9 protein-coding genes are annotated in these 15,022 nt (G+C 37.4%); all 9 read right to left on the bottom strand.

The features are described from left to right. Positions 1-4 precede the first annotated feature (4 nt). The gene (locus EHLA_RS06560) at positions 5-1,294 is read right to left on the bottom strand and encodes an adenylosuccinate synthase (protein ID WP_096239884.1); all 1,290 of its coding nucleotides are present in this window, start codon (positions 1,292-1,294) and stop codon (positions 5-7) included. A gap of 114 nt (positions 1,295-1,408) precedes the next feature. Beyond that, positions 1,409-3,079 carry a putative polysaccharide biosynthesis protein gene (locus EHLA_RS06555; protein WP_021907915.1) on the bottom strand — a complete coding sequence of 557 codons (1,671 nt, stop codon included), beginning with the start codon at positions 3,077-3,079 and terminating at the stop codon, positions 1,409-1,411. A gap of 128 nt (positions 3,080-3,207) precedes the next feature. Next, positions 3,208-4,641, bottom strand: coding sequence for an adenylosuccinate lyase (purB, locus tag EHLA_RS06550; RefSeq protein ID WP_021907914.1), 1,434 nt, complete (start codon positions 4,639-4,641; stop codon positions 3,208-3,210). Between the two features lie 115 nt (positions 4,642-4,756). Then, positions 4,757-6,211 (bottom strand): amidophosphoribosyltransferase, encoded by a 1,455-nt coding sequence (purF, locus tag EHLA_RS06545; protein WP_242970682.1) that lies wholly within the window; start codon positions 6,209-6,211, stop codon positions 4,757-4,759. A 162-nt stretch (positions 6,212-6,373) separates the two neighbouring features. Further along, positions 6,374-7,603: a glycoside hydrolase family 3 protein gene (locus EHLA_RS06540; protein WP_096239882.1), complete on the bottom strand. Its 1,230-nt coding sequence runs from the start codon at positions 7,601-7,603 to the stop codon at positions 6,374-6,376. Continuing rightward, a complete protein-coding gene (locus tag EHLA_RS06535; RefSeq protein ID WP_096239880.1) occupies positions 7,600-9,753 on the bottom strand; it encodes an RNA degradosome polyphosphate kinase in 2,154 nt (717 codons plus the stop codon). Before EHLA_RS06535 ends, EHLA_RS06540 begins: the two co-directional genes overlap by 4 nt. A 12-nt stretch (positions 9,754-9,765) precedes the next feature. Next, positions 9,766-11,301, bottom strand: a complete 1,536-nt coding sequence (locus EHLA_RS06530) for an HD domain-containing protein (RefSeq protein WP_096239879.1) — start codon at positions 11,299-11,301, stop codon at positions 9,766-9,768. Positions 11,302-11,448: 147 nt separating this feature from the next. Next, positions 11,449-13,845 carry an LTA synthase family protein gene (locus tag EHLA_RS06525; RefSeq protein ID WP_096239878.1) on the bottom strand — a complete coding sequence of 799 codons (2,397 nt, stop codon included), beginning with the start codon at positions 13,843-13,845 and terminating at the stop codon, positions 11,449-11,451. A 27-nt stretch (positions 13,846-13,872) separates the two neighbouring features. Continuing rightward, positions 13,873-15,015 (bottom strand): bifunctional chorismate mutase/prephenate dehydratase, encoded by a 1,143-nt coding sequence (locus tag EHLA_RS06520; RefSeq protein ID WP_096239877.1) that lies wholly within the window; start codon positions 15,013-15,015, stop codon positions 13,873-13,875. Positions 15,016-15,022 lie beyond the last annotated feature (7 nt).

Below are 15,022 nucleotides of genomic sequence, written 5' to 3'. Positions count from 1 at the left end.
CGTATTATTTCTCAAATCCATGATAGATGATATCATCTCTTCCAGGACCGTTAGAAACCATAGTGATTGGATATCCAATATGTTCTTCTACGAATTCAATATATTTACGGCAATTCTCCGGTAAATCTTCGTATTTCTTAATTCCGCGGATATCACACTTCCATCCCGGAAGTACTTCTAACACAGGTTTTGCCTTCTCTAACTGGTTTGTTACAGGGAATTCTGTTGTTACTTCTCCGTCAATCTCATAACCTGTACATACAGGAATCTCATCAAGATATCCAAGTACATCAACTACTGTAAATGCAACATCTGTTGTTCCCTGAAGGCGGCATCCGTACTTAGAAGCAACGCAGTCAAACCAGCCCATTCTTCTTGGTCTTCCGGTTGTAGCTCCAAATTCTCCGCCATCACCACCGCGAACACGAAGTTCCTGTGCTTCATCACCAAAGATTTCACTTACAAACGCACCTGCTCCTACAGCACTGCTGTATGCCTTACAAACAGTGACAACCTTCTTGATCTCATATGGAGGGATACCTGCTCCGATTGCTCCATATGCAGCTAAGGTAGAAGAAGATGTTACCATTGGATAAATTCCATGATCAGGATCTTTTAATGTTCCTAACTGTCCTTCTAATAAAATATTCTTGCCTTCTTTGATTGCCTTATCTAAGTAAGCAGATACATTGCATACATAAGGAGCAATCATCTCTTTATATTCCATTAATGTATTATACAATTCATCTGTATCAATTAACGGTTTATGATAAAGGTGCTCTAATAAAATATTCTTCTGTACGATTACACGCTCAATCTTCTCTTTCAGTTCTGCCTCTTCTTCAAATAATTCACTTACCTGAAAACCTACTTTAGCATACTTATCAGAATAAAATGGTGCGATTCCGGACTTTGTAGAACCAAATGACTTACCAGCTAAACGCTCTTCCTCATATTCATCAAAAAGAATATGATACGGCATTACGATCTGTGCACGATCAGAAATTAAAATCTTAGGTTCAGGTACTCCCTTAGAAGTTATTTCCTTTAACTCGTTAAAAAGTACAGGTATGTTCAATGCTACTCCATTACCGATGATACTTGTTGTATGATCGTAGAAAATACCTGATGGTAATGTGTGGAGTGCAAACTTTCCATAATCATTTATAATTGTATGGCCTGCATTGGCGCCACCCTGAAAACGGATAATAATATCAGAATCCTGTGCGAGCATATCAGTAATCTTACCTTTACCTTCGTCTCCCCAGTTTGCGCCTACAATTGCTTTTACCATGAGCTCATTCCTCCCAGCTTTAAAAACTTAGTATTTTATGGGCATGGCCTGACCCAGTGCCCAAACACATTTCATTATAACTTACTTTCTTTTATAAGTAAAGAATAATTCTAATTACAATAAATTACTTTTCTTTGCCATTCTGACAAGCAGATGTCCTTTTGGAAACTTTCGAAGCTCTGCTTCTGTAATTCCCTTTAACTTTAATTCCAGAACAAAATATACGATAACTGCAAATACCACAGAAATCATAAGACAGATAAATACCAATATCCTTAAATGAATAAAACTTCCCAGTACTCCTGATAAGATCAGATAAATACCCTGGTAGAAAATATAACATAAAATACCCATTATCGCAGAGCAGATTACTGGAATAATAAATGTCTTTTTCATTTCCTGACGATATCCCAGATACTTACGCACACTTAAATTATTCAGTAAACACATAAGGAATGCATAGAACATCGTAGCAAGCACAAGGGCATATAAATCTAAATCTGTAAAGTATAACAGTGGAGCAAGCACCACCACATGCAGGAAAAGAGCGATGGCTGCATTCCGAAGAGGAATGTTTACTTTTCCGATTCCCTGCAAAACACCATTACTTACTGTAGAAAGTGCATAAAAAATAATACTGATACATCCCACACGTAAAATACTTACCGCCAGATCAATCGTTGCCTTTTGAGGAAATAAAACTTCCATGATTGGATAAGCAAGCGCTCCCATCCCGATTGCTGCCGGAATGCTGATAATCATTGTAAAATGAATAGCTTCCTTTACATGTGTATTACATTTTTTATAATTCTCCAGTGCATAGCTTGAAGAAATCGCCGGAATCATTGCCGTAGACATAGAATTGGCGATAGCGACAGGCATATTAATAAGAACTGTATATTTTGTCTGAAATACACCATATAAAGATGCTGCAATTCGGGAATTCATCTTTTTAAATCCCATAACATCCATAAATAATGTCTGATCAACAACCGTACTGATATTATATACAAATGTACTTAATATCACCGGAGTGACCATTAAAAAGATAATTTTAAAAATATCTCTGTAAGAACTATCTACGCCAGAACTATCCTTCTGTATCTCTTTTCTAAAATACTTTTTATTACAGGAATAAATAAACAGCATAAATAACAGTCCGGTAATTACTCCCGCACCGATACCCGCTGCACTTCCCATCGCACCAAATACTGGAACTTTATCTGCGTCTCCTCCTGCAAATATATGGATGAATAAAAGAGCTGCTCCAATACTGATGACGGCATTCGCTACCTGTTCAATAATCTGAGAAAGAGAGGTCGGAACCATTGTTCCATGTGCCTGAAAATATCCTCGGAATACCCCTAAAAATCCAGAGAAAAAAATGGTTGGCGCTAAAATTCTAAGAACAGGAATTGCTTTGGGCTGATTTGAAGGAATTAATATGGAAGCACCAAAGAATGTAATGAGACTGGCAATCCCTCCTACAACCAAAACATACATAAGGGCACATTTAAATACTTTATGTGCATTACGATACTGGTGTACTGCTAATTTAGATGAGACAACCTTAGAAACTGCCATCGGAATACTGTAAGAAGATACTAATAATATCATCGTATAAATATTCACTGCAATACCATAATATCCGTTTCCTTCATCTCCAATAACACTTGTTAACGGACTTCGGTATAATACCCCTATAATTCTTGTTATAATGCCTGCAACCATCAATATCGATGCCTGCGCAAGCACATTTGTTTCTTTTGTATCTTTGTTATTCAACTGACAACCACCTTTCCAACTTCAAGGGTTCCTTCTCCTGTTACTTCATTCTCACATAATTTAAGGGTTATCGTTACCGATAACCCTTAGTATTATACGTATTTCTTTATAGCATGTCAATGCGAAGTTTACACATTAATCTCTGCTTTCATTCCAAGAATATCTTTATTCTCATCAAGCACAGGCTTAACATATTCGCTGACAAACTCCTCTGTTTGTTCTGGAGCTCTTCCTACAAAGTTCTCTGGTTTCATAATTGCCTGAAGCTGATCCATTGTCATTCCAAAAGCTGGGTCTGCTGCAATTCTTTCAAGAAGATCATTATCTTTTCCTTCTTCTTTAACAACACGTCCTGCTGCCATGGAATGCTGGCGAATTCTTTCATGAAGTTCCTGACGGTCTCCGCCGGCCTTTACTGCATCCATCATGATATTCTCTGTTGCCATAAATGGAAGTTCTCTCATAAGATGTGCTTCAATTACCTTTGGGTATACTACAAGACCATCTACAACATTAAGATAAAGATCGAGAATACCATCGATTGCAAGAAATCCTTCCGGTACAGAAAGACGTTTGTTTGCAGAATCATCCAGTGTTCGTTCAAACCACTGTGTGGATGCCACAAGCGCAGGATTCATTGTATCAGACATTACATAATTCGCCAGAGAAGCAATTCGCTCACTTCTCATTGGATTTCTCTTATATGCCATAGCGGAAGAACCGATCTGATGCTTCTCAAATGGCTCTTCGATTTCTTTTAAATGCTGTAAAAGACGAATATCATTAGAGAATTTATGTGCAGACTGAGCGATTCCAGAAAGTACGTTCAATACACGACTGTCAACCTTACGGGAATATGTCTGTCCGGAAACAGGATAACATGCATCAAATCCCATCTTCTCTGCGATCTTTCCATCAATTTTACGGATTGTCTCATGATCACCGTTAAATAATTCTAAGAAACTTGCCTGTGTTCCCGTTGTTCCTTTAGAACCTAAAAGTTTCATTGTACTGATAACATAATCTAAATCTTCTAAGTCAAGCATAAGATCATGTAACCATAACGTTGCTCTCTTACCAACAGTTGTTGGCTGTGCCGGCTGAAAATGTGTAAATGCGAGTGTAGGAAGATCTTTATACTTCATAGCAAAGCTGGAAAGCTCTGCGATTACGTTAACCAGCTTGCTTCTTACTAACTTAAGAGCCTCTGTCATAACGATAATATCTGTATTATCACCTACATAGCAGGATGTTGCTCCAAGATGAATGATTCCCTTTGCATTTGGGCATTGCACACCATATGCATATACATGGGACATAACATCGTGGCGCACTTCTTTTTCCCTTGCTTTTGCAACATCAAAATTAATATCATCGGCATGTGCCTTCAGTTCCTCAATCTGCTCCTTTGTCACACTGGAAAGACCTAATTCATATTCTGTTTCTGCCAACGCAATCCAAAGCTTTCTCCATGTTTTAAACTTTTTGTCTGGAGAGAAAATATACTGCATTTCTTTGCTGGCATATCTTTCTGAAAGAGGGCTCTGATATTTGTCGTACATTGTTTTTACCTCCTGTGGTAACTTAATTGTTATCGCTTTTCTTCTCTTTATATTCTAAATTATAAAATAGAATCTATATTTTCATTCACTACTTCTATGATGATTTTGGAACTCTTTAACCCTGTTCTCCTCTGATGTCCTGTGTCGGTGGCTCGATTGGATAATTTCCACTGAAGCAGGCATCACAGTATGGTAAGCCCTCGTTTAACTCTTTTAAACGATCCATATGAAGGTAAGCTAAAGTATCCGCTTCGATACTTTCACAGATTTCATCCAGAGTCTTGCCATATGCAACAAGCTGATCTTCTGACGGAATATCTGTTCCAAAATAACAAGGATGTAAAAATGGAGGAGAACTGATTCTTACATGAACTTCTTTGGCTCCCGCATCCTTTAACATACGAACAATACGTCGGCAGGTTGTTCCACGCACGATAGAATCATCAATCATGACAATTCTCTTTCCTTTTACAGCATCCTTCAATACGTTTAACTTTACCTGCACACTACTCTCACGCATACTCTGTTTCGGCTTGATAAAGGTTCTTCCAACATAAGAGTTCTTAATGAAAGCTGTTCCGTAAGGAATCCCTGATTCCATGGCATAACCCTGTGCTGCCGGATTACCTGATTCCGGAACACCAACAACCATATCTGCATCTACTGGCGAATCCATTGCAAGGAACTTTCCAGCTTTAATACGACTGGCATACACACCAACGCCATCAATTACTGCATCTGGTCTTGCAAAATAAATATATTCAAAAATACATCTTGCCTGCTTCGATGGATCTTTAAAACAAAGTTCTTTGTTAGACTCAATTCCCTTCGGAGTCAGAGTAACTACTTCTCCAGGTTCTACATCTCTTACAAATTCTGCACCAACTGTATCAAGGGCACAGGTTTCTGAAGTAAGGAAATATGTATTATCTCTTTTTCCGATACAAAGTGGGCGGAAACCAAATGGATCTCTTGCACCGATCAGCTTTCGCGGACTCATTACGATAAGAGAGTAGGCTCCCTTTAACTTACGCATTGCTGCCAGTACTGCTTCCTCTGCTGTCGCAGCAAAAATTCTTTCTTTTGCAACATGATACGCAATTACTTCAGAGTCAATCGTCGTCTGAAAAATAGCGCCTGTTCTTTCAAGCTCTTGACGAAGTTCGAGAGCATTCACCAGATTACCGTTATGCGCAAGCGCAAGCGTACCTTTATAATAATTCAGTACTAATGGCTGTGCATTCTCTCTGGTACTTGAACCTGCGGTTGAATATCTGACATGACCTACACTGATATTCCCCTTTAACTTTTCAAGGTTCTCACTGTTAAACACTTCGTTTACAAGGCCCATTCCCTTATGAACCTGAATGTTCTTTTTAGGCCCATTGGTATCCGAAACTGCAATACCACAGCTTTCCTGTCCTCTGTGCTGCAGAGCAAACAACCCATAATACACCGTTGAAGCGATATCATTACCATCAAAATCATATGCTCCAAACACTCCGCACTCTTCGTGAATTCCAGAATCCACACATTCTTCAGAAAACTGTTCTTCCATATCAAACGCCATTTTCTTCCTCCATAATTTCATTAGTGAATTAATTTAATTAGCATATTAAAACGATTGTATACTAACATAAAATAAGTGTCTATACAAGCCATTTCTCATAATTCAGAACCATTCACAAATTTTTCGTATATTTTACATAGTATTTTTTATGAATCCTACAGATTACTTTCCTTCATTATGCCGGAATAACTTTGAACTTTCAGGGAGAATCCCTCTTTTAATCTTTACGGAAAGGACACGACCTGCTGCCTCATCAATCTGACTTTCTGATAAAGTCCCATCTTTAACTGCTTCTAAAACACCTTCAAATGCCTGCTCAAAATTATCCGGCATAAGAATCATATCGTTTCCTGCTTCGATCGCCATGACAGCAGCCTGGTCCGCATCATAAAACTTTGTAATAACTTTCATATTCATAGCATCGGTAATAATGACATTATCAAACTGCAGCTCTTCTCTTAATATATCAGTTACCATAAGCTTTGTCAGGGATGCCGGTGTTTCTTTTCCCGTAATCTGGCTTACCGCTACATGAGACATCATAACCATATCCGCACCAGCAGAAATTCCTGATTTAAACGGAAGGAATTCCACATCACGCAATTGGTCAATGGTTGCATTCAGTTCTACATATCCTTTATGTGTATCTTCTCCGCACTGTCCCTGTCCCGGAAAATGCTTCAATGTAGCACTTACTCCCTGTGCCTGTAATCCTTTCACTTCCTGAGAGACCATATCAGCTACTGTTTTTGGCTCAGAACCAAAACTTCTATTTCCTATCTCGGTATTTTCAGCATTTGTATTAATATCTGCGACTGGTGCAAAATCCAGATTAAATCCCAGTTCATAAATTTCTTTTCCAATGGTTTCCCCTACGTGATATGCATTTTTGCTGTCTCCGGTCTTTCCGATTTCTGCCATAGCCGGAAACTTTGTCGTTTGCATATTTTTAGAGTTCGCAATTCTTGCGACGGAACCACCTTCCTCATCTACTGCTGTAAATAATGGGATTTCTGCGGTTTTCTGCATATCTGAAATCATTTCTTTTATCTGGGTACGATTTTTTAAATTATAAGAAAAAAAGATTACCCCACCCGGTTTATATTCCTCAAGATTCTTTCTCATCTTCTCTGTTACTTCTGTTTCTGCATTAAAATCAAGAGAGTCTGTACAGACAACAAACAACTGACCGATTTTTTCTTTTAATGTCATCTTAGAAAGGGCATCGGAAACCATTCCATCAAGAGTAATCTCATCCACAGCCTTATCTTCAGAAGATTTCGTACTATTTTCAGATTTATCTTTTCCCTTTTTACTCCATCCACACCCTGCAAGTGCCCCTGTTAAAAGCATGATACACAGCAACAGCACTACTCTTTTATAATTCTTCATTCTGCCTCCTGCGGTGAAAATAGTGGGTCAAATGTACGCTTTTTGCGTACTTTTTCTTTTGATTCATTTGCAGCGGCTATCGCTTCTTCACAAAACGTTTTCTGTGCTTCCACTGCTTCTTTTCCACGTCGGTCTACTTTTCGGTACGTACCATCTTCTAAAAGACAATGTGCCTTTAATGTATCCCGAAGCTGTACATCCAGTATATGTTTTGCCTTTTCTTTTAAATCCGGTGCTTCAATCGGAAAGACAATTTCTACTCGTCTGTCAAGATTTCTAGGCATCCAGTCAGCACTTCCCATATACACTTCTTCATTTCCATCATTATAAAAATAGAAAATTCTTGCATGTTCGAGAAATGTACCTACGATAGAACGTACTCTGATATTTTCACTGACTCCCGGCTTTCCTGCAACAAGACAACAGATTCCACGTACAATTAAGTCTATCTGTACTCCGGCACAGGAAGCCTCGTATAATGCAAGAATAATTTTGCGGTCACAAAGAGAATTGCATTTTGCAATAATCCTTGCCGGCTTTCCTTCTTTTGCATTCTGTGTTTCCCTGGCGATCATCTCAAGAAAACGTTTTTTCATCCAGATAGGCGCTACGATCAACTGATTCCAGTTTGCAGGTTCAGAATAGCCGCTTAACATATTAAATACTGCTGTAGCATCTTCACCTACAGCATTTCTGCATGTGAACATACCGGTATCTGTATAAAGCTTTGCCGTAGAATCGTTATAATTTCCTGTTCCAAGATGCACATAACGGCGAATTCCATCTGCTTCTCTTCGTACAACAAGCGCAATTTTACAATGCGTCTTTAATCCAACCAATCCATAAATAACATGACATCCCGCTTTTTCCAGTTTTCTCGCCCAGTTAATGTTATTCTCTTCATCAAATCGGGCCTTTAATTCTACTAATACTGTAACCTGCTTTCCATTCTCAGCCGCCTGTGCAAGTGCTGCTATAATAGGGGAATGTCCACTGACACGATAAAGTGTCTGTTTAATAGCAAGAACATTTTCGTCTTCAGCGGCCTGTTTAATAAAAGCAACGATTGGATCAAAACTCTCATAGGGATGATGCAGCAATACATCGCCTTTTCGAATCTGATTAAATATATTTTTATCTGCCCGCAGCTTTTTATTTTTCTGCGGAATATAAGGAGCCTCTTTCAAGTCTTCAAACCCTTCAATCCCATAACATTTCATAAGAAAAGTAAGGTCAAGCGGTCCATTAAATGCGTACATATCACAGGAATGGACTTTAAACTGCTTTTTTAAATATTTCACAAGACGTTTATCCATACGCTCTTCATATTCAAACTTAATAACTTCTCCCCACTGTCGCATTTTTAACGACTTCTCGATTTCTTTTAATAAATCTTCCGCATCATCTTCGTCAATTGATAAATCCGCATTTCTCATAATACGGTAAGGCGCTGAACAGATAATCTCGTGATTGAGGAACAGGACATCTAAATAATGTTCTATTACATTTTCCAATAAAATGACTCTGCATTTTCTCTTAGGTCCGTCTTTCTGTGGAAGAAGAATTACTCTTGGAAGAACAGAAGGCACCTGCACTGTTGCGATATCATATTCTTTCTTTTCCTTTTTATTTTTATTGCGGCTTTTTATCAATGCGGCAATATTCAATGTTTTATTCTGGATTAAAGGAAACGGTCTTGAAGAATCAATCGCCATCGGTGTAAGAACCGGATATATATTTTTGTGAAAATATTCTTCGAGAAAGTCCATTTCTTTTTCTGAGAGTTCCGAAAAAGAAATAATTTCCAGCCCTTCCTCCGAAAGTTTCGGTAACAATGCACGATTATAAGTTGTATATTGTTTCTCACAAAATGCCTGCATTTTTTCATTAAGTGCACGTAACTGTTCCTGCGCAGTCATTCCGGCAATATCTTTCTTCTGATATCCTGCATTCACCATATCTTTTAAAGATGCGATACGTACCATAAAAAATTCATCCAGGTTAGAGGCAGTGATACTTAAAAACTTCATTCGCTCAAACAAGGGATTTTTGCGGTCTCTTGCTTCTCCAAGAATACGCTGATTAAATTCCAGCCAACTTAATTCTCTGTTTGTAAAGTTATCTGGTTGATCAAAAACGTTTTTGTTCATATTCTACCTCCCCTATAATGCTCTTCGCTGCTTCAATACTGGTGTGATGCCTGTAAATTCGCTAAACAACTCCGCTTTTTTAGAAAATCGGGTAATCTCGAGTGTAATATCCTGATTCGTTTCTAATGTGATAATCAGTTCTTGTCCTTTTCTCATCATAGAACAATTTTCAAACTTTTGCTTATGTCCACGATCCAAAGCATTTGCCAGCCTCAAAATAGAAGAAAGTTTGGCAATACGAAGATATTCTTCTCTCCAAAAAGCGGTTTCAAGCTCATCCGTATCCGGTAGTTCCTGCGTATTATAGAGAACAATATTTGCAATTTCTTCCCTTTCCCGGTGGGAGAGTCCCATGATTTCTGTGGACATGATTAACTGATATCCATTCTTTCCCGGATCATTTAGATTTACATATTTTCCAATATCATGAAGAATTGCTGAGATTTCAAGAATCAGCCGGTCTCTTTGTGTAAGTCCATGAAACCTTTTTGTTTTATCAAATATTTCCAATGCAAGTTCCGCGATATACTGTGCATGAATCTTACTGTAACGATACCGCTTACCAATATATCTGGCTGAAGCGATAATATCCTGATAGAAATCATGCGAAACTTTTATCTTTTTCATTTTTTGCGCATAATCTACCACACTGCCGTCACACAAATTCGTAGAACAGATATAAATCGTGTCTGCCTTTGATCGTTCTAAAAATGTTTTATAAACGAGAACTGACGGAAGTACCATCCGCGCATCTTCCATAGAAAGTCCATACTTTATAGCAATATCCTGATAGGATGCCTTTTTAATCTTTTTATAAATATACTGAATCTGCTCGTAACTCATCATATCCTCAAGATGGAGTTCCGGCACAAGACGATTAATATTCTTGATTTCATCCCCGATGGCAATGACATTCTTAATATCCTTATCTTTTAAGTAGCCACTCTTAAACATATCTACTTCATATTGAATATATTCTTCCAATACAGAAATGTAATCCAGTACATTATTTCCAACAGATTCTGAGAATTCCCGCACCTTCGCTGTACCAATATCAAGGTTCTGTGTCATGTAAAGCACCTGTTTATCAAACAAGGATATCTGTACACTACCTGATCCAATATCTAAAATTGCGGTATTCTTTTCAATAATCTTATTGAAATCCAGCTTTAACACCTGTATTCCCTTATACATAAGAAAACGGAGTTCTGAATTGCTGAGCATGATAACGTCAATTCCTGTACGAACCTTAATCTGATTCAGAACAGATACCTGATTTTTAGCATTTCGAATCGCACTTGTTGCATAACAATGAAATTCTGTAACGTCATACTCTTTCATTCTCTGTTGATACTGTTCTAATACACTGCATATTTCTTCAATCTGAGCAAAAGTGATCTTTCTTGTAAAATACGCTTCTTTTCCAAGTTCATATTCATAACGGATTTCATCTATCGTACGAATTCCTTTTGCAGCGGAAATTTCATATACTTTCATAAGCATATTTTTAGAACCTATCACAATCGCTACATATGGACTCACTCTCATTTGCGCCTCCTTTTCCGTATCATAAAACAGATTCTGCCTTCAATTCTTTCCCTTTCTATTTTTTCTGTTTTTCATCCAGATAAAAGAAAGAATCCACTGTATGTTTTGTATCGATTAAATTATTATATTGTAATATCTGATACTCTTTTACCATATCGCTATAAGGCGATTCAACGCAGACTCATAATATTTACCATTCTTATCAAAGCATCCCATTGCCGTAAGAACAGGAAGTTTTTTACGAAGTTTTAATAAAAACTTCTGATAAGGGCTAGTCTCTAAGCCCGCTTCTTTCATTACATAAGAGCTTAAATAATTGGCACTCATCTTATCAATTGTTGTTTCTTTTATATCATAGTTTGCCCAAATAATAAATGGCGTTCTGTACTTATTCATGAGTTCTTCATTTGTAAGGCTTCCGGCATTCTTTCCAAACAAGCTGTCATAAAAACTACTCTGCACAGCCGGCTGATGATCGCCAAACATAACAATGATCGTAGGTTCTTTTACTTTTGAAAAATAGTTTGTCAACTGTTTAAAAGCGTTATCCGTTTTCTTCACAAGAGACAGATACTGTTCAGCCTGCTCATTTTTATGGCTGTCAGTAATCTGGATATCATTATGAAAATTCGTATATGTCTTGTCAAATCCTCCATGGTTCTGCATCGTGACATTAAACAGATAGAATGGTTCCTCTTTCTCTGTACGGTTCTCATATAATTCTTCTATCTTTTTAAAATCAGACTTATCAGATATATATTTTCGGAACATTTTCGGATTTTTAAAATCGGTTTCCGAATAGAAATGATCAAATCCCATATAATCATAAACCTGCACACGATTCCATCCGGAAGCAAGATATGGATGAAGTGCCAGATTGCCTTTGTATCCCTGTCCTTTTAAAAGATATGTCATATTAGGAAGTTTTGCCTTTACAACCTGCGTGTAGGCGATAATTCCATTCTGCAGGAAAGACATACTGTTTCCTGTCAAAAATTCAAACTCAGAATTACAGGTTCCTGAACCAAAGATTGACATGTATAAAGAACCTTTGATCGTATTTTTCTTCAGACTATGAATATACGGCATATAATCTTCATTTGTAGAAAATTCATTAATGACACTCAAATCAGAAAATGCCTCATTCATAATGCCGATCACATTTGGTTTTGTCCCATCAGCAGTTTGAAGGCGGCCTTTCTTCTTTCCAGAATCATCATTTGCAAACTTCTCTTCATATTTTTCTGCAATGTCCTGTGCCGCTTCCACAGAATAATCTGAAGGTTTTTCCTGTACAAGTGAGTTCATATTTAAAACAAAACCAAAAAACAGACCATTTTTAGCATATCCTTTTTTCTGATCCCACACATTATTTTTAATTCCAAAGCTCTTTAACGTTTTTTGTTCTATGACAAAATGTCCGAGTACAGAACTAAGCAGACCAATTACTACCAGCATAACAATACGCTTTTTCCAGGTCAGCTTCTTTGAAGACGGACAACGCCATAATACAGCCAGATACAATAGCAGGAATAAAACATTCCATACAAAAATTGGCTGTATGCTGTATGTGTAATTTTCCGCCACGTTCGCTGCAGTCTGTGCCGACATAATATCTGACGGAACAATCGGCGCTCCTTTAAAGCTTAATACATAGTAATTGGCGATTCCGATAATACACCACAAAATGCTTCCAACCGTAACGGATACTTTTCTTGAATTAAATATAAGATATAATAGTCCAAAAAAGAGATAATACACCAGTATATTCAGCCAGAACTCCGCTTGTCTCATTCGAAGGATCGGATTATCTGTAAATCGTTCCACAAACCAGAATGTAAATAGTGGTGCAGCAAAAAATAAAATCTGTCCTAATACTTTTTTTGCTGCCTCCGGTGCCGGTAATACAAACCATAAAAGGAAAAGCACTAATGCCATCATTACACAGATTCCTGCCCACTGCCGATAAATTGTTACCGGATAATATAATTTAGAAACAAGGTATTTGCCCTGTTCTTCCTGATTGATCTTTAATTTACCACGAAAACCACTCTCTTTTGTTGTCCACTGAAATATTAATGGTTCTTTTCCGGATTCTGCCCCACTTGTCGTAAGCTGAATACTGTACTCTTTCTTTTTCGTAAGCTGAAGATTCGTCTTAAACTCTGTATAATCATTATTTACCAGATCACCGATATTCTTTTTAAGCTCCACCAGACTCTTTCCGGTATCTAAATCAATAATATTAAGAACTACTTTTCCTTTTGCCTGTCCGGAATAATCATTTCCAAAATAAACTTTTACTGTTTTTAAATGCTTATGCTTTGCCACAAATTTCTGACTCACTATAGAATTGGATGACAACTGGCAGACCTGATCAATCCGATATTTATTTACCTGATTTGTCGCATTCTTCTGATATTCCATAAAATGAGTACATACATACCCGGTGAGGAAAAGAAGAAACACTGTAATTATTGTCTTTAAAACCAGTCCTATAGGATTTTTCTTTTTCACATGCTTATTTTTTACTGTTTCACTCATGTACTCTCCGCTCCTTTTATAGACCGTTTAATAGTTTCCTAAAATTTTAAAATCTGCAACTTCCGTACGAACACCCTGAAGTGCATTTTTCACTGCCGGATCATGTAAGTTCCCGCTGATATCAATATAAAAACGATATTCCCACTGCTGATCCGGCAGCGGAACAGATTCAATATGACTTAAGTTCAAATCATTATATAAGAAATGAGACAATATATTATAAAGTGTTCCACTCTCATGAAGCAGAGAAAAAGAAATGCTGATTTTGTTTGCATTCTGTGTATATTGTCTTTTTTTAGAAAGAATCACAAAGCGTGTGACATTATTTTTATCAAAATTAATACCTGCATCTAAAATATCAAGGCCATAGAGTTTTGCAGCGCGGCGGCTTGCGATCGCTGCCTGTGTCATAATCTTTTCTCTGGCTACTCTTTCTGCTGCAATGGCAGTATTCTCTACACTGACTTTCTTTACATCAAGCTTTTCTAAATAAGGAGTACACTGCATCAAACCCTGCGGATGAGAGAGAACAAGTTCTATATCTTTAATCTTGCTGCCAGGACAGCCTAAGAGGCAATGCTCGACTTTTACAAAAACTTCTCCCACCATACATACATCATTCTCAAGCAGGATATCATAAACACCAGTAACATCTCCTGCGGAGGAATTCTCGATCGGGAGTACCCCGTAATCTGCATCTCCGTTATTTAAAGCCATTGCAACATCTTTAAAATTAACAACTGCATAATGGTCAACATCTGCTCCGAAAAACTTTTCACATGCCATCTCTGAAAAAGAGCCTGGAACACCTGGATATACCACTCTCGTGTCCGGAAACATGACAAGTTCCGGAACTTCCGTAAAATAATTTTCAATATAACGGTCTCTCTGATGTACCATATGATATTGATACTTTCGACTAATAGACATCATCTGAATAAAAATTTCTTCCAACCCTTTTACGACAAATGGATTAGAACGATTCTTTGTAATATCAGACATCTTTTCATCTTCTTTATTTTTATTATAAATGGATTCGCCGGAGGCTTTTTTAGAAAGCGCTAATTCTGCCGCAAATCCCATTCTTTTCTCAAACAGTTCTGCAATTTGATAATCTATCTTACTAATATCATCTCGTATATCATCTACTTTTCTTATTTCTTTATCCATTCTATAA

The sequence above is a fragment of the Anaerobutyricum hallii genome (assembly GCF_900209925.1).
GTDB classification, from domain to species: domain Bacteria; phylum Bacillota; class Clostridia; order Lachnospirales; family Lachnospiraceae; genus Anaerobutyricum; species Anaerobutyricum soehngenii.
The sequence above is the reverse complement of the archived record's forward strand: the minus strand, read 5'-3'. Positions and strand labels throughout refer to the sequence as shown.